The 15,763-nt window shown below is 63.2% G+C and carries 15 protein-coding genes and 1 pseudogene; 8 read left to right on the top strand and 8 right to left on the bottom strand.

Annotated elements, in window-relative coordinates; genetic code table 11:
• Nucleotide 1: 1 nt before the first annotated feature.
• The 4 genes and pseudogenes from ACZ5KU_RS08280 to ACZ5KU_RS08265 all read right to left on the bottom strand — a co-directional run bounded on the left by ACZ5KU_RS08280 (nt 2) and on the right by ACZ5KU_RS08265 (nt 3,443).
• Entirely contained in the window at nt 2–1,111 is a 1,110-nt protein-coding gene (locus ACZ5KU_RS08280) for a flagellar basal body P-ring protein FlgI (protein WP_017902224.1), read from the bottom strand.
• Nucleotides 1,112–1,123: 12 nt separating this feature from the next.
• Nucleotides 1,124–1,819 (bottom strand): flagellar basal body L-ring protein FlgH, encoded by a 696-nt coding sequence (flgH, locus tag ACZ5KU_RS08275; protein ID WP_054061206.1) that lies wholly within the window; start codon nt 1,817–1,819, stop codon nt 1,124–1,126.
• Nucleotides 1,820–1,871: 52 nt separating this feature from the next.
• Nucleotides 1,872–2,656: pseudogene (gene flgG, locus ACZ5KU_RS08270) on the bottom strand (flagellar basal-body rod protein FlgG).
• A gap of 46 nt (nt 2,657–2,702) precedes the next feature.
• Nucleotides 2,703–3,443 (bottom strand): flagellar basal body rod protein FlgF, encoded by a 741-nt coding sequence (locus ACZ5KU_RS08265; protein WP_054061204.1) that lies wholly within the window; start codon nt 3,441–3,443, stop codon nt 2,703–2,705.
• A 329-nt stretch (nt 3,444–3,772) separates the two neighbouring features.
• On the opposite strand from ACZ5KU_RS08265, the gene ACZ5KU_RS08260 reads away from it, so the two are divergent.
• Both ACZ5KU_RS08260 and ACZ5KU_RS08255 read left to right on the top strand, forming a co-directional pair.
• Nucleotides 3,773–4,639, top strand: a complete 867-nt coding sequence (locus ACZ5KU_RS08260; protein WP_054061203.1) for a 2OG-Fe(II) oxygenase family protein — start codon at nt 3,773–3,775, stop codon at nt 4,637–4,639.
• On the top strand, nt 4,636–5,358 hold the full coding sequence (locus ACZ5KU_RS08255; protein ID WP_054061202.1) for a TylF/MycF/NovP-related O-methyltransferase: 723 nt from the start codon (nt 4,636–4,638) through the stop codon (nt 5,356–5,358). The genes ACZ5KU_RS08260 and ACZ5KU_RS08255 overlap by 4 nt, the downstream gene beginning before the upstream one ends.
• A 73-nt stretch (nt 5,359–5,431) precedes the next feature.
• Here the strand turns inward: ACZ5KU_RS08255 and ACZ5KU_RS08250 are convergent, their stop codons facing one another.
• A complete protein-coding gene (locus tag ACZ5KU_RS08250; protein WP_054061201.1) occupies nt 5,432–6,988 on the bottom strand; it encodes a sigma-54-dependent transcriptional regulator in 1,557 nt (518 codons plus the stop codon).
• 322 nt (nt 6,989–7,310) lie between these two features.
• On the opposite strand from ACZ5KU_RS08250, the gene phhA reads away from it, so the two are divergent.
• From phhA to ACZ5KU_RS08220, 6 genes are all read left to right on the top strand, one after another.
• Complete coding sequence (phhA, locus tag ACZ5KU_RS08245; protein WP_054061200.1) at nt 7,311–8,096, top strand: phenylalanine 4-monooxygenase; 786 nt, start codon at nt 7,311–7,313, stop codon at nt 8,094–8,096.
• Nucleotides 8,097–8,198: 102 nt separating this feature from the next.
• Nucleotides 8,199–8,555 carry a 4a-hydroxytetrahydrobiopterin dehydratase gene (locus ACZ5KU_RS08240; RefSeq protein WP_017903286.1) on the top strand — a complete coding sequence of 119 codons (357 nt, stop codon included), beginning with the start codon at nt 8,199–8,201 and terminating at the stop codon, nt 8,553–8,555.
• Entirely contained in the window at nt 8,555–9,748 is a 1,194-nt protein-coding gene (locus ACZ5KU_RS08235; RefSeq protein ID WP_054061198.1) for an amino acid aminotransferase, read from the top strand. The genes ACZ5KU_RS08240 and ACZ5KU_RS08235 overlap by 1 nt, the downstream gene beginning before the upstream one ends.
• A 192-nt stretch (nt 9,749–9,940) precedes the next feature.
• Entirely contained in the window at nt 9,941–10,072 is a 132-nt protein-coding gene (locus ACZ5KU_RS08230) for a hypothetical protein (RefSeq protein ID WP_275044058.1), read from the top strand.
• Between the two features lie 85 nt (nt 10,073–10,157).
• The gene (locus tag ACZ5KU_RS08225; RefSeq protein WP_054061197.1) at nt 10,158–10,340 is read left to right on the top strand and encodes a hypothetical protein; all 183 of its coding nucleotides are present in this window, start codon (nt 10,158–10,160) and stop codon (nt 10,338–10,340) included.
• A gap of 99 nt (nt 10,341–10,439) precedes the next feature.
• Nucleotides 10,440–11,645: an MFS transporter gene (locus ACZ5KU_RS08220; protein ID WP_081006113.1), complete on the top strand. Its 1,206-nt coding sequence runs from the start codon at nt 10,440–10,442 to the stop codon at nt 11,643–11,645.
• Nucleotides 11,646–11,823: 178 nt separating this feature from the next.
• Here the strand turns inward: ACZ5KU_RS08220 and arfB are convergent, their stop codons facing one another.
• From arfB to rluB, 3 genes are all read right to left on the bottom strand, one after another.
• Nucleotides 11,824–12,237 carry an alternative ribosome rescue aminoacyl-tRNA hydrolase ArfB gene (gene arfB, locus ACZ5KU_RS08215; protein ID WP_054061196.1) on the bottom strand — a complete coding sequence of 138 codons (414 nt, stop codon included), beginning with the start codon at nt 12,235–12,237 and terminating at the stop codon, nt 11,824–11,826.
• An 85-nt stretch (nt 12,238–12,322) separates the two neighbouring features.
• Entirely contained in the window at nt 12,323–13,744 is a 1,422-nt protein-coding gene (locus ACZ5KU_RS08210; RefSeq protein ID WP_054061195.1) for an amino acid permease, read from the bottom strand.
• 606 nt (nt 13,745–14,350) lie between these two features.
• On the bottom strand, nt 14,351–15,559 hold the full coding sequence (gene rluB, locus ACZ5KU_RS08205) for a 23S rRNA pseudouridine(2605) synthase RluB (RefSeq protein WP_464737018.1): 1,209 nt from the start codon (nt 15,557–15,559) through the stop codon (nt 14,351–14,353).
• Nucleotides 15,560–15,763 lie beyond the last annotated feature (204 nt).

Here is a 15,763-nt window from a genome sequence, read left to right as displayed (position 1 = left end):
CTCAGATCACGATCAGGTCGGCCTGCAGCGCGCCGGCCTGTTTCAATGCTTCGAGAATCGCCATCAGGTCGCCTGGCGCCGCCCCCACCTGGTTCACCGCACGGACGATCTCGTCCAGGGTGGTTCCCGGGCCGAACTTGAACATCGGCTTGGCTTCCTGCTGGGCATTGACCCGCGAGCGCGGGACGACCGCCGTGGTGCCATTGGACAGCGGCCCCGGCTGGCTGACGATCGGGTCCTCGGTGATGGTCACCGTCAGGCTGCCGTGGGTCACTGCCGCTGGCGAAACCTTGACGTTCTGGCCGATCACGATGGTGCCGGTGCGCGAGTTGATGATGACTTTCGCCACCGCCTGGCCCGGATCGACCTCGAGATTTTCCAGGATCGAGATGTAGTCGACACGCTGGCTCGGGTCCAGCGGCGCGGTCACCCGTACCGAGCCACCGTCGATGGCCTGGGCCACGCCAGGGCCGAGCATGTCGTTGACCTTGTCGACGATGCGCTTGGCGGTGGTGAAGTCGGAACGGTTGAGGTTCAGGGTCAGGCTGTTGCCCTGGTTGAAGCCGCTCGGCACCGCCCGCTCGACGGACGCACCACCGGGGATCCGGCCAGCCGACGGAACGTTGACGGTGATCTTCGAACCGTCACGCCCCTCGGCATCGAAGCCGCCCACCACCAGGTTGCCCTGGGCGATGGCGTAGACGTTGCCGTCGATACCCTTCAAAGGCGTCAGCAGCAGGGTGCCGCCCCGCAGGCTCTTGGCGTTACCGATGGAGGACACGGTGATGTCGACCACCTGCCCCGGCTTGGCGAACGCCGGCAGGTCGGCACTGACCGACACTGCCGCGACGTTCTTGAGCTGGACGCTGCCGGAGTTGGCCGGCACCTTGATGCCGAACTGCGACAACATGTTGTTGAAGGTCTGCAGGGTGAACGGGGTCTGGGTGGTCTGGTCACCCGTACCGTTCAGGCCGACCACCAGACCGTAGCCGATCAACTGGTTGGAACGTACGCCGGAGATACTGGCGATGTCCTTCAACCGTTCGGCCTGGACACTGAGGGCGGTCGACATCAGCAGCACGGCCGCCATCAGATGCTTGAAGTTGAACATGATCGTCGGCACCTAGAAAGGCCAGAGTGGGCTGAGGAAGAAACGGTCGAACCAGCCCGGCTGACTCGTATCGGCAAAGGAGCCGGTACCCGAATAGGTGATGCGCGCATCGGCCACGCGGGTGGACGGCACGGTGTTATCGGTGGCGATGTCGTCGGCCCGGACCAGGCCGGCGATCCGTACCAGCTCGTCGCCGGTATTGAGGGTCAGCCACTTCTCGCCACGCACGGCGATGATGCCGTTGGGCAGCACATCGGCCACGGTGACGGTGATCGAACCGGTCAGGCTGTTGCTCTGGCCGGCCTTGGCGGAGCCGTCGCTGGCACGGTTACCGGTATAGCCGGCATTCAGGGTGAGGTCGCCACTGCCCAACGGGTTGTTGGTGTTCGGCACACTGCCAAACAGCGAAGTCAGGCCCAGGCTGTTGGAGCTTTTCTTCGACAGGTTGGAGTTGGCGTTCTTGCTGGCCTGGGTGGCTTCGTTCAGGGTGATGGTGATGATGTCACCGACCCGGAACGCCTTGCGGTCGCCATACAGGTTCTGTTCGAAACCGGCCTGGTAGATCGAGCCGTTGTTCGCCGCGGCTGGCAGCGGGGTCCGCGGCAACACCGGCGCATAGTACGGGTCATTGGGTTTGGGCGGCGGGCTTACGCACCCCGCCAGCGCAGCAATCCCACTCAGCGCGAGAATAGAAAACAACCGATTCATGACCCTTACCTCACGGTGTTGCCGGCGACCCGGGGCCGCCACATAGACTTGATTACAGATTCTGCGCGACGAACGAGAGCATCTGGTCGGCGGTGGAGATCACCTTGGAGTTCATTTCGTAGGCACGCTGGGTGGTGATCATGTTGACCATCTCCTCCACGGTGCTGACGTTGGAGGTTTCCAGGGTGCTCTGCTCGGTGGTACCGAAACCGTTCAGGCCCGGCGTGCTGACCTGCGGCGCGCCGCTGGCGGCGGTCTCCAGGAACAGGTTGCCACCGATGGCCTGCAGGCCGGCCGGGTTGATGAAGTCGGCGGTCTGCAGGTTGCCGATCACCTGCGAAGCCGGGTTGCCGGCGGTGGTGATCGAGACGGTGCCGTCCTTGCCGACGGTGAAGGTCTGGGCGTTGTTCGGGATCACGATCGCCGGCTGCAGGGCGAAACCTGCGGCGGTGACGATCTGGCCGGTGTTGTCCAGGTGGAAGGTGCCGTCACGGGTATAGGCCGTGGTGCCGTCCGGTTGCAGGATCTGGAAGAAACCACGGCCGTTGACCGCGATATCCAGGGCTGGTCGGTGGTCTGCAGGCTACCGGCGGCGAAGTTCTTCTGCGTACCGACGATGCGCACACCGGTACCCAGTTGCAGGCCCGACGGCAGTTCGCTGTCCTGGGTCGACTGGGCGCCAGGCTGACGCTTGATCTGGTACAGCAGGTCCTGGAACTCGGCACGATCACGCTTGAAGCCGGTGGTCGAGACGTTGGCCAGGTTGTTGGAAATGGTGGTCAGGTTGGTGTCTTGCGCCGCCAAACCTGTTTTTGCAACCCATAGAGCCGGAAGCATTCTGTTCTCCTTCGCGCGCCTGTTTTACGGCGCTACGTTGTGGTGATTAGCTGATCTGCAAGACCCGAGCCATTGCCTGGTCATCGTCTTTCGCGGTGTTCATCATCTTGATATGCAGTTCGAACTGCTTGGACAGGGCCAGCACCGCGGTCATCTCTTCGACGGCATTGACGTTGCTCGCCTCGAGGAAACCCGACTCCAGCTTGACGCTGGCATCGACGGCCGCCGGCTGCCCATCCTTGGTGTGGATCATGCCGTCCAGGCCCTTGGTCATGTTCTTGAGGTCGGGCTTGACCAGTTTGATGCGGTCGACCACGGCCACCACGCGTGGCCCCTCGCCCATCGAGCGGATGCTGATGGTGCCGTCCTGGCCCACTTCGATCTTCGACTCGGGCGGCACGGCGATCGGGCCGGCGTTGCCGATCACCGGCATGCCGTTGCCGGCACGCAGCACACCGAGCGCGTCAATATTCATGCTTGCGGTACGCACATAGGCTTCGCCACCGTCCGGGGTCTGCACCGCCATCCAACCGTCGCCGCCCACGGCCACGTCGAGATCGCGCCCGGTTTCCTGCATCGCGCCCGGCGAGAAATCGGTTGCCGGCCGCTCGCTCATGGCAAACGCACGCGCCGGAAAGACGTCACCGAACACCGGCATCGAACGGGCCTGTTCCAGGTCACGCTGAAAGCCGCTGGTAGAGATGTTCGCCAGATTGTTGGCATGCGCCTTTTGCGCCAGGGCGTTCTGGCTGGCGCCGGTCATTGCCACGTAAAGGTACTTGTCCACAGTCTTTCCTCTTGCTGACGGACGTTTGCCGCCCACCGCTGTACGGCGAGAGGCTTAGCAATTTCTGCACCAACATTGCTATAAGACCGGCACAGCACAGGCCGGACGGGCCTCCCAAGCCAGTGGAGGGCTTTCGCAAGCTTGGAATCGAGACGAAAAAACGGCGCGGTCATGCCGCTAGCGGCAAGTGGCGGCCAGTTTGGACAGCGCCCATCATCCCGCCCCCGGTTCGGGAACGGACCTTGCAAGACGGGCCGGCAAATGACTGATTTCAGTTTGCCAGGGTACGGCCGACACCTAGATCAGCCGACGCATTCAGGAGGGCTACCGTGAACCTGTACATCAACCAGTTGCAGAAAAAGGCCGACTTCAAGGAAGCCATCTATTCGGGAGCGGTGTTCCTGGACACCAACCTGGCGACGACCAGGCAGCTCTGCGGCTTCGCCCAGGAAAGCATCACGGCGGCCTTCGATGGTGAAACCGATCACCCGTCCCTGCACAAGATGATGCCAGTCGAGGAGTTCGTGGCCCGGGTGACCCGCCTCAAGGGTCAGTTCACCAACAGCCAGCGCGTCAAGGATCTGATTCTCGGTTTCATCCACGAACTCGATCTCGACCCGCACGAATACATTTTCGACGTGCCGCGCCTGCGCGTCGTGCCCAACTACGATTACCTGCACGCCGGCGTCAGTTACGCCTACAAGCCGCACCGTGACACCTGGTACGGCAGCGTCGATTGCCAGATCAACACCTGGATGCCGGTCTACACCATCGTGCCGGAACAGACCATGATGATCAACGCCGCCTACTTCGAGAAACCGGTGCTCAATACCTCGAAGGACTGGAGCCTTAACGACTGGATCAACAACCAGCGGCACAAGGCCAAGGATAACCTGACCGAAGAAGTGCGCGTGCACCCGGTACCGCTGGGCGAGATCGACCATTCCTCGGAAATGCGCATTGCCGCCAACACCGGCGAGATGCTGACCTTCTCCGGCTCGCACCTGCACGGCACCGTCGCCAATTTCACCGACCGCACCCGCTTCAGCGTCGACTTCCGCCTGATGCACCTCGACGACCTGCGCCACAATCGCGGCGCGCCCAACGTCGACAGTGCCTGCCCGGACGTCGGTGCCGGTTTCAAAGACTACTTCCACGCCCACGACTTCTCGAACTTCCAAGGAATACAACAATGACCAAGCGCCGTATCACGCCTGCCGAAGCCCAGTACAACGAAACCCGCGCCGGCGTCCTCAAGCGGGTCGACGCCGAGTACGTGGCCGATGCGCCCTTCGTGTTCGCCAACCGCATCAACGTGACCGCCGCGCTGTCGCGCATGGAACTGTTCAAGAAGGTCATGGACGTACCGGGCGCGATCATCGAGTGCGGCGTGTACAAGGGCAACTCGCTGATGCTCTACATGCACCTGTCGATGATCCTGGAACCCTACGCGATCAACCGTTCGATCGTCGGTTTCGATACCTTCGAAGGCTTCACCAGCATCAACAAGGACGAGGATCCGTCCGACATCAACGAGAACATGTTCTCCGACACCGACCAGTCGCTGATCCAGGAGATGATCGACGCCAACGACCTGCTGCGCCCGGTCAACCGCATCCCGCGTTGCGAACTGGTCAAGGGCGACATCTGCAAGACCGTGCCGGAGTTCGTCAAGAGCCGTCCGGACCTGGTCGTGGCGATGCTGATCCTCGATACCGACCTGTACGAGCCGACCAAGGTCGCCCTGGAAACCTTCCTGCCGTACATGCCCAAGGGCGCCATCGTGGTCCTCGACGAAGTCGCCTACCGCAACTTCCCGGGCGAAACCAAGGCCCTGCGCGAAGTGTTCGACATGAACAAGATCGAACTCAAGCGCCTGCCGTTCGACTCGTGCGTGGGTTACTTCCACATCTGAGTGACACCGGCCCTGATGCGTCGCATCAGGGCCTCGTGGAAACCGGCTTGCTGGCTCCTGCAGAAATTCCCAGCTACTCCTCCTTGAGCACCTCGTAGGCCTTGAGCTTGTTGGCAATGGTGGTATGGGAAACCCCCAGGCGCTTGCCCAGCGACCGGCTGCTCGGATGTTCCGAATACAGCCGTTCCAGCACCGCCTTCTCGAACCGCCCGACGATCTCGTCCAACCCGCCCTCCAGGGAAAAATCCCCCAGTGGCTGGCGAACGCCGTAGTCCGGCAGGCGGATATGCTCGGCCTTGACCAGGCCGCCATCGCACAACGACACCGCCTGGAACAGCACGTTTTCCAGTTGGCGGACATTGCCCGGCCAGTGGTAATGGCTCAGCCGCTCCATCGCCGCCGGCGCCAGCTTCGGCAACGGGCAACCGATCTGCCGGCTGGCCTGGTCAAGGAAATGCTCCACCAGCGGCGTCAGGCCATCCAGGCATTCGCGCAACGGCGGAATATGCAGCGACAGCACATTGAGGCGGTGATACAGGTCCTGGCGAAACTCGCCGCGGGCGCACAGCTCCGACAGATCGACCTGGGTCGCGCAGATCACCCGCACGTCGAGGTAGACCTCCTCGTCGCTGCCGACCCGACGGAAGCCACCATCCTGCAGAAAGCGCAGCAGCTTGGCCTGCAGCCGCGGGCTCATCTCCCCCACACCGTCAAGAAACAGCGTACCGCCCGCCGTGAGTTCCAGCAGGCCGAGCTTGCCCTCGGCCCGCGCGCCCTCGAACGCGCCGGGACCGTAACCGAACAGTTCGGTCTCGGCCATCGACTCCGGCAGGCCGGCACAGTTGAGCGCCATCAAGGGCGCCTGACCACGCGGACTGGCCAGGTGGCAGGCACGCGCCAGCAACTCCTTGCCGGTGCCGGTTTCGCCCTCGATCAGCAGCGGCGCATCCAGGGGTGCCATGCGCCGGGCCTCGCGGACCACCGCCGCCATCACCCGTGAACTCTGGAAGATGCTGTCGAACCCGCGTAGCTCCTGCTTGCGCACGTTGTAGATCCGTTCGCCGACCTGGTCGGCCCGGTGCAGCGTCAAAACCGCGCCGGCCATGGCCTCGCTGTCCTCGTGCTCGGGCTGCAACGGGGCGATATCCGCCAGAAACACGTCACCCTTGACCTTGACCCGCAAGCCATTGATCCGCGACTTGTTGCTGCGCACCAGTTCCGGCAGGTCGAAATCCGGCGCATAGCGGGACAGGGCAATCCCCGGCACCTCGTCGACCCGCACCCCGAGCAACTGTGCCGCCGCCCGGTTCGCCGCGACGATGCAACCGCCCATATCGATGGACAACACCGGAAACTCCAGCGCGCCCAGCAAGGCATTGAGCTCCATGTGCCGGCGCTCGCTGGGCATCAGCCCGACCCGTTTTACGCCGAAGACCCCGGCGATGGTCTCGAACCGCGGCCGCAGCGCCTGGAACTGCAGATTGATCAGGTTGGGACAATGCAGGTAGATCGCATTGCCCTGGTCGCCGCCGACCTCCCCCCGGGCCACGTTGATGCCGTAATCCACCAGCAGGTTGAGGATGTCGCGAAGGATGCCGATGCGGTTCTGGCAGTGCACTTTGATACGCATGAAAAAAGCCCGGGAAGGTGGTCAGGACTGCTCGACGGGAACGAAACCTCCATCCAGACGGGTCTGGCGGAATCGATCCGAGAACTTTTTGGGTGGCGCCGCAGTTTTTCGTAAAGATTACGTGACACCGATCAACAAAACCACCCAGGAAAAATGCCGACCACCGGGCACAACGCGACATTTGTAACGATTACTTTACGGAAAAAGCCCGCCTGCGCCACTTCCTATACCGCCCAGCCCGGTGCATTCGCGACCATGGCGGATCAACACTTAGGCACAACGCTGGACATAACAAGAACGATCCCTCTAGCAGGAGAGCTGTATGAAGCAGACGCAATACGTGGCTCGCGAGCCCGATGCGCAAGGGTTTATCGACTACCCGGCCGCCGAGCACGCGGTGTGGAACACCCTGATCACCCGGCAGATGAAAGTGATCGAGGGTCGTGCCTGCCAGGAATACCTGGACGGTATCGAAAAGCTCGGCCTGCCCCATGACCGGATTCCACAACTGGGCGAAATCAACGCCGTACTGGCCGCGACCACCGGCTGGCAGGTGGCCCGGGTGCCGGCGCTGATTCCCTTCCAGACCTTCTTCGAACTGCTGGCCAACAAGCAGTTTCCGGTAGCGACCTTCATTCGCACCGAAGAGGAGCTGGACTACCTGCAGGAACCGGACATCTTCCACGAGATCTTCGGCCACTGCCCGCTGCTGACCAATCCCTGGTTCGCCGAATTCACCCACACCTACGGCAAGCTCGGCCTCAAGGCCACCAAGGAACAACGGGTGTACCTGGCGCGGCTGTACTGGATGACCATCGAATTCGGCCTGGTCGATACCCCGCAAGGCCGACGCATCTACGGCGGCGGCATCCTCTCCTCGCCCAAGGAGACGGTCTACAGCCTGTCCGGCGAACCCGAACACCAGCCGTTCGACCCGCTGGAAGCCATGCGCACCCCCTATCGCATCGATATCCTGCAGCCGGTGTACTTCGCCCTGCCGGACCTCAAGCGCTTGTTCGACCTGGCCCACGAGGACATCATGGGGCTGGTCGAACAAGCCATGCAACTGGGCCTGCGGGCCCCTAAATTCCCGCCCAAGGCCGCTTGACCGGCGACCTTCGGCCACCTCCCGAGAGCCCTCGCGCCGATGCCACCGACCGGTATCGCCGAGGGGCGTGCAACGAACAAGAACGACAGACAGGAATACACCATGACCACCCTCACCCAAGCCCACTGCGAAGCCTGCCGCGCCGATGCCCCACAGGTCAGCGACGAGGAACTGCCGGTACTGCTGCGGCAGATTCCGGACTGGAATATCGAAGTTCGCGACGGCATCATGCAGTTGGAGAAGGTCTACCGCTTCAAGAACTTCCAGTTCGCGCTGGCCTTCACCAATGCCGTCGGCGCCATCTCCGAAGCCGAGGGCCATCATCCGGGCCTGTTGACCGAGTGGGGCAAAGTCACCGTGACCTGGTGGAGCCACTCCATCAAGGGCCTGCACCGTAACGATTTCATCATGGCGGCACGCACCGACGAGGTCGGCAAAACCGCCGAGGGCCTTAAATAATGCATTTCAACGCCATCGCGCGCGTACCCGGCGACCCGATCCTCGGTCTGCTGGAGGCTTATGCCCAGGACCCGAACCCGAACAAGTTCGATCTCGGTGTCGGCGTCTACAAGGACGCCCAGGGCCTGACGCCCATCCTGCAGTCGGTCAAGCTGGCCGAGCAGAAGCTGGTGGACGGGCAACTGACCAAGTCCTATATCGGCGGCCATGGCGACCTGCGTTTCGGCAGCCTGTTGTGCGAACTGGTGATGGGCGCGGATTCGCCGCTGATCGCCGAGCGCCGGGTCGGTGCCACCCAGACCCCGGGTGGCACCGGCGCGCTGCGCCTGAGCGCGGACTTCATCGCCCAGTGCCTGCCGGGACGCGGCATCTGGCTGAGCGACCCGACCTGGCCGATCCACGAGACCATCTTCAACGCCGCCGGCCTGAAGATCAGCCACTACCCCTACGTCGGCGCGGACAACCGCCTGAATGTCGACGGCATGCTCGCGGCCCTGGAACAGGCGCCCAAGGGCGACGTGGTGCTGCTACACGCCTGCTGCCACAACCCGACCGGTTTCGACCTGTCCCATGCCGACTGGCAGCGGGTGCTGGAGGTCGTTCGCCGGCGCGAGCTGCTGCCACTGATCGACTTCGCCTACCAGGGCTTTGGCGATGGCGTCGAGGAGGATGCCTGGGCGGTCCGCCTGTTCGCCAGGGAACTGCCGGAAGTGCTGATCACCAGTTCCTGCTCGAAGAACTTCGGCCTGTATCGCGAACGTACCGGCGCGCTGCTGGTCTGCACCGCCAATGCCGAGAAGCTGCTGGATGTGCGCAGCCAATTGGCGGCGGTGGCGCGCAACCTCTGGTCCAACCCGCCGGATCACGGCGCCGCAGTGGTGCTGACCATCCTCGGCGATGCGCAGTTGAGACAGCTCTGGGCCGAGGAAGTCGAAGCCATGCGTGCGCGCATCGCCCAACTGCGCAGCGGCCTGGTCGAGGCACTCATGCCCCATGGCCTGGCGGAACGCTTCGCCCATATCGGGGTGCAACGCGGGATGTTCTCCTACACCGGCCTGTCGCCAAGCCAGGTACAGCGGCTGCGTGACGAGTACAGCATCTACATGGTCAGCTCCGGCCGGGCCAACGTCGCCGGCATCGACGCGACCCGCCTGGATGCACTGGCCGAGGCGATCGCGGCCGTCTGCAAGTAAGCCCATGCGCTCCCCCACCCGGGGGAGCGCACTGGCGGGCAGCATTTGTTCAATGCCCCGGCGACGAATGGCCGAGCCGCATGAAAGATAAAAAATCTTTCTGTCACCTGCAGTGCTGTATCCTGCCCAGGCTTTTTAAAAGCGCGGATCTACCCAGCGATTTAAAAACAGACTTTGCAAGGAGTGACGAAGATGCACGAAATACCCAACTTCCCCTTCCCGAGCCTGCACGAAACTGAGCAGAAAACCCCGCAACAAGCCAGCGCCGAACAGCCTGAAACCCATGAGGCTGCCGACAGCCTGAAGGCCGACAGCAAGGACTGAGGCCTGTAAGAACTGACCGTGTGAAAAACCACCAGCTGATGTTTTTTCACACGGCCAGGCAGAACCCATCCTCCAGGAACACACCGTGACCGACACCTTCGACGAAACCCAGGCCAACCTGCTGATCGGCACCGCCGAACAGATGATCGCACTGTGGAACAACCTGTCCGAGGAAAAGCAGGCCGCCCTGCTCGCCCGCTTCGGCAGCCAGGAAAATGCCCTGGCCGCACTGGTGACCACCCGCTTGCTGGCACAGCCGCAATCCTGATGCCCTGTCCGACGTTTTTTTCGATTTAACGCCCTACAACTCTCTTAGCCTCGTTATCATAAGCAGCCTATCTTTACCCTTCGCTGCCATGGTGAGCCTTTGCCCACGTCAGATTCCCAGCGCCCCCTCGCGGTGACGCTGCAAGTCGTTTCCATCGTCCTGTTCACCTTCATCGGTTACCTGAACATCGGCATCCCGCTGGCGGTACTGCCAGGTTACGTCCACAGTGAGCTGGGTTTCGGCGCGGTTATCGCCGGCCTGGTGATCAGCGTGCAGTACCTGGCGACGCTGCTCAGCCGCCCTTACGCCAGCCGGATCATCGACAACCTGGGCAGCAAGCGCGCGGTGATGTACGGCCTGGCCGGCTGCGGCCTGAGCGGGGTGTTCATGCTGCTGCCGAGCTTCCTCCAGGGTGTGCCGGCCCTGAGCCTGGCCAGCCTGTTCATCGGTCGGCTGATCCTCGGCAGCGCCGAGAGCCTGGTCGGCTCCGGCTCCATCGGCTGGGGCATCGGCCGGGTCGGCGCGCAGAACACCGCCAAGGTGATTTCCTGGAACGGCATCGCCAGCTACGGCGCCCTCGCCGTCGGTGCGCCGCTGGGGGTGTGGCTGGTCAACCAGTTGGGGCTGTGGAGCATGGGTGTCAGCATCCTGCTGCTGGCGAGCCTCGGCCTGCTGCTGGCCTGGCCGAAGCAGGCGGCCCCGATCGTCGCCGGTGAGCGCCTGCCGTTCCTGCACGTCCTCGGTCGGGTACTGCCCCATGGCACCGGGCTGGCACTGGGCTCCATCGGCTTTGGCACCATCGCAACCTTCATCACCCTGTATTACGCCACCCGGCATTGGGGCAACGCCGTGCTGTGCCTGACCCTGTTCGGCGCGAGCTTCATCGGCGCCCGGCTGCTGTTCGGCAACCTGATCAACCGCCTCGGCGGCTTTCGCGTGGCGATTGCCTGCCTGTCGGTGGAAACCCTAGGCCTGTTGCTGCTGTGGGTTGCGCCGGATGCCCACTGGGCACTGGCCGGCGCGGCGCTGAGCGGGTTCGGTTTCTCGCTGGTGTTTCCGGCGCTCGGCGTGGAAGCGGTCAACCTGGTACCAGCCTCCAGCCGCGGTGCGGCAGTGGGCGCCTATTCGCTGTTCATCGACCTGTCGCTGGGCATCACCGGCCCGCTGGTCGGCGCGATCGCCGCCGGCTTCGGCTTTGCCTCGATTTTCCTGTTCGCCGCGCTGGCCTCGGTTTCCGGCCTGGGCCTGAGCCTCTACCTGTATCGCCAGGCCCCTAAACGTCGCGAGCAGCGCGACCAGGCCTGAGCCCGACGTGGGAGGTGCCAGGGTTCCGTGCAAGGCTTGTGGGCCCATTCGCGGGCAAGCCCGGCTCCTACAGGACATGCGGCAACCAAAAGTCTTGTGTACACCGCACATTCTGTAGGAGCCGGGCTTGCCCGCGAATGGGCCAGCACAGTCACCGCCGCCCCAAAGGCTTTAAGCGTCAGTAGTCCACCTTGCCGCGTCCGGCCTTGATCGCCCCGCGCTGGGACTTGCTGTCCAGGCGGCGCTTTTTCGAGCCCAGGGTCGGCTTGGTCGGACGGCGCTTCTTCTCCACCTTCGTCGCCGCCTGGATCAGCTCCACCAGGCGCAACAGGGCATCGGCGCGGTTCTGCTCCTGGGTCCGGTATTGCTGGGCCTTGATCACGACCACCCCGTCGCCGGTGATACGGCTGTCGCTCAGGGCCAGCAGGCGCTCCTTGTAGAACGGCGGCAGCGACGAGGCCGGAATGTCGAAACGCAGGTGCACCGCGCTGGAGACCTTGTTGACGTTCTGCCCACCGGCCCCCTGGGCACGAATCGCCGTCCACTCGATCTCGTGGTCGGGCAGTTGCACGTTGTTGGAAATCACCAGCATGGAAAAGACGTCCGCGATCAGAGCGTTCAGGATACAGAAATGACAAACCCGGCACAGGGCCGGGTTTGTCGGTGACAGGTGCCGTCTACTTCACGGCGGAGCCTGCAACCGGCAGGCCCTGCTGGGCACCGCGACGGTTCTTGATGCCGTAGCAGACCCACATGAACACCAGCCACACCGGAATCGCGTACACCGAGACCTGGATGCCCGGGATCATCAGCATGATACCGAGGATGAACACCACGAACGCCAGACAGATGTAGTTGCCGTACGGGTACCACAGCGCCTTGAACAGCGGCGCCTGCCGGGTACGATTCATGTGCTGGCGGAACTTGAAGTGCGAGTAGCTGATCATCGCCCAGTTGATCACCAGGGTCGCGACCACCAGCGACATCAACAGCTCCAGCGCATGCTGCGGGATCAGGTAGTTCATCAGCACCGCGACGAAGGTCACCAGCGCCGAGGCGAGGATCGACCACACCGGCACCCCACGCTTGTCGATGCGGGCCAGCAGCTTCGGCGCGTCGCCCTGCTCGGCCATGCCCAGCAACATGCGGCTGTTGCAGTAGGTACCGCTGTTGTACACCGACAGTGCCGCAGTCAGGACCACGAAATTGAGGATGTGCGCCGCGGTGTTGCTGCCCAGCATCGAGAACACCTGGACGAACGGGCTGCCACTGTAGGCATCGCCAGAGGCGTTGAGGGTGGTGAGCAGGCTGTCCCACGGCGTCAGCGACAGCAGCACCACCAGGGCACCGATGTAGAAAATCAGGATCCGGTAGATCACCTGGTTGATGGCCTTGGGAATCACGGTCTTCGGCTTGTCGGCTTCCGCCGCGGTGAACCCGAGCATCTCCAGGCCACCGAAGGAGAACATGATGATCGCCATGGCCATGACCAGGCCGCTGACGCCGTTGGGGAAGAACCCGCCGTGCGACCACAGGTTGCTCAGCGCAGCCTGCTCGCCGCCGTGACCGCTGACCAGCAGGTAGCTGCCCAGGGCGATCATGCCGACGATGGCCGCGACCTTGATGATCGCGAACCAGAACTCGGCCTCACCGAAGACCTTCACGTTGGCCAGGTTGATCAGGTTGATCAGCACGAAGAAGCCTGCCGCCGACGCCCAGGTCGGCACGTCCGGCCACCAGTAGTGGATGTACTTGCCGACCGCGGTCAGCTCCGACATGCCCACCAGGATGTACAGGATCCAGCAGTTCCAGCCCGACAGGAATCCGGCGAAACCGCCCCAGTACTTGTGGGCGAAGTGGCTGAAGGAGCCGGCGACCGGCTCTTCGACGATCATCTCGCCCAGTTGGCGCATGATCATGAAGGCGATGAAGCCGCAGATCGCGTAGCCGAGGATCATCGACGGACCGGCGGACTTCAGCACCCCGGCCGAACCGAGGAACAGACCGGTACCAATGGCCCCACCGAGGGCGATCAGCTGGATATGACGATTTTTCAGGCCGCGTTTCAGCTCGCCCGAAGGAGGAAGGGTTCCACTCATTGGAAAGGGTCTCACGCAAGGTTGGATGATGTTCGTGGGCGTCGAGGTATCAGCGATAAGCGATAGACGAAACCCTGGGGACAAACACCAGGCCGCGGCGTGGACGCCAGGTATTCAGAGGGCAGTGATTGCGAGGATTGCTACAAGTCATGCGTCACCTGTTTGTTTTTATCTGTGACGAAATCGAACCCATCGTGCTTGTGACAGGATGGAGTGAACAAGGCGGATAACCTTGAGGGTATTGGCTTCGGAGGCGTCGCAAGGCAGCCACCGGACAGCACAAAATGCGCGAGTACGCAGTTGGGTCACAGTTAAAACGGCGCGCATTGTACACCGCCAGACCACCACCGGCAGGTATGGGGATATCACACCGCCGCCGCTGGCGGCGGACAAGAGGCCTTGCCAGGGCAAAAACCAGGATCGCCCGGCGCCTCGGAAACTATTCCTTACAGGGCGTCGAAGCCAATGAATTCAGGGGTTTTCCCGACTAACTCGTCAATTTTTCCTGACGACGTGTAACGAAAATTTTCCACTTCGCGCAGCGAAAAAAATCTGCAAAAAAAAACGCCAATCGGACGATTGGCGTTTTCTCAAGACGCTTGGCGCTTATTCAGGCTTGCGCCGACCGAAGCCGGGACGCTGGCCGGAACCGGCCGGTGCACCACGCCGCTTGCCCGAAGGCGTGCCGTTGTCCACCAGGCCAATGCCCGGGCGCTTGGACTTCGGCGCCGGCTTGCCCGGGCGCTTGCTGTCCGCCGGGCGCTCGGCCACCGGCGTCCCCCGGTTCGCCGGACCACGGCCAGCCGGGCGCGGTGCCCGCGGAGCCCGCTCGCCACCCTGACGGGACGGCTTGCGTGCCGGACGCTCGCCTTCGATCTGCGGCTCGCGACTCGGACGCTCGGCAGCGTCGCCGATCGCCGGACGCAGGGTCCGCACACGCTCGCTCCGGGCCATCGGACGCGAGGACTTGCGCTGCATGCGCTCCAGCTTGCCCTTGCTCTTGGCGTTCAGTTGCGGCATCGCCACCGGGGTCAGGCCGACTTCGGCACTGAGGATATCGACCTCGGACTGGCTCATTTCGCGCCAGCGGCCCATCGGCAGGTCGGAGTTGAGGAACACCGGACCGAAACGCACGCGCTTCAGGCGGCTGACCACCAGCCCCTGGGATTCCCACAGGCGACGGACCTCACGGTTGCGGCCTTCCATCACCACGCAGTGATACCAGTGGTTGAAGCCTTCGCCACCGGGCGCCTGCTGGATGTCGGTGAACTTGGCCGGGCCGTCCTCGAGCATGACCCCAGCCTTGAGGCGCTCGATCATCTCGTCGTCGACTTCACCCCGCACACGTACCGCGTACTCGCGGTCCATCTCGTAGGACGGGTGCATCAGGCGGTTGGCCAGTTCACCGTCGGTGGTGAACATCAGCAGGCCGGTGGTGTTGATGTCGAGGCGGCCGATGTTGATCCAGCGCCCGTCTTTCGGCCGTGGCAGCTTGTCGAACACGGTCGGACGACCTTCCGGGTCGTCACGGGTGCAGATCTCGCCATCGGGCTTGTTGTACATGATCACCCGGCGCACCGACTCGGCGGCCTCTTCGCGCTTGATGACCTTGCCATCGATGGTGATGGCGTCGTGCAGGTCGACGCGTTGGCCGAGGGTGGCCTCGCTGCCATTGACCTTGATCCGGCCCTGGCTGATCCAGCCTTCCACGTCACGGCGCGAGCCCACGCCGATACGGGCGAGGACCTTCTGCAGTTTTTCGCCTGCGGGGCGGATGGGTTGGCTGTCCTGGTCTTGCAGATCGTTGTCACTCATCTGGGCACCTCCCGGTGTGTCGATTCAGGCCTGGCCTGATAGAGATAGAAAACTGTCGTGGACGAACGGGTTCGTCGAAGGGCCGCGAATCATACGCGGATCTTCGACGTTGCGCATCATGTAGTAGCCGGGCTTGCCCGTGAACCGTCGAAGGCGGCCTGCATGCAGGTGCCCTGGCATGCCCGGGCGCCATGGCGTGACCAG

This window comes from Pseudomonas sp. Tof1 (genome assembly GCF_055390395.1).
This window is presented reverse-complemented; position numbering and strand designations above follow the sequence as displayed.

Coding starts and splice junctions, on each gene's coding strand:
- phhA (WP_054061200.1), top strand. CDS start 7,311: ATGAAGCAGACGCAATACGTGGCTCGCGAGCCCGATGCGCAAGGGTTT.
- rluB (WP_464737018.1), bottom strand. CDS start 15,559: ATGAGTGACAACGATCTGCAAGACCAGGACAGCCAACCCATCCGCCCC.
- flgH (WP_054061206.1), bottom strand. CDS start 1,819: ATGAATCGGTTGTTTTCTATTCTCGCGCTGAGTGGGATTGCTGCGCTG.
- ACZ5KU_RS08250 (WP_054061201.1), bottom strand. CDS start 6,988: ATGCGTATCAAAGTGCACTGCCAGAACCGCATCGGCATCCTTCGCGAC.
- ACZ5KU_RS08240 (WP_017903286.1), top strand. CDS start 8,199: ATGACCACCCTCACCCAAGCCCACTGCGAAGCCTGCCGCGCCGATGCC.
- ACZ5KU_RS08235 (WP_054061198.1), top strand. CDS start 8,555: ATGCATTTCAACGCCATCGCGCGCGTACCCGGCGACCCGATCCTCGGT.
- ACZ5KU_RS08230 (WP_275044058.1), top strand. CDS start 9,941: ATGCACGAAATACCCAACTTCCCCTTCCCGAGCCTGCACGAAACTGAG.
- ACZ5KU_RS08210 (WP_054061195.1), bottom strand. CDS start 13,744: ATGAGTGGAACCCTTCCTCCTTCGGGCGAGCTGAAACGCGGCCTGAAA.
- ACZ5KU_RS08255 (WP_054061202.1), top strand. CDS start 4,636: ATGACCAAGCGCCGTATCACGCCTGCCGAAGCCCAGTACAACGAAACC.
- arfB (WP_054061196.1), bottom strand. CDS start 12,237: ATGCTGGTGATTTCCAACAACGTGCAACTGCCCGACCACGAGATCGAG.
- ACZ5KU_RS08280 (WP_017902224.1), bottom strand. CDS start 1,111: ATGTTCAACTTCAAGCATCTGATGGCGGCCGTGCTGCTGATGTCGACC.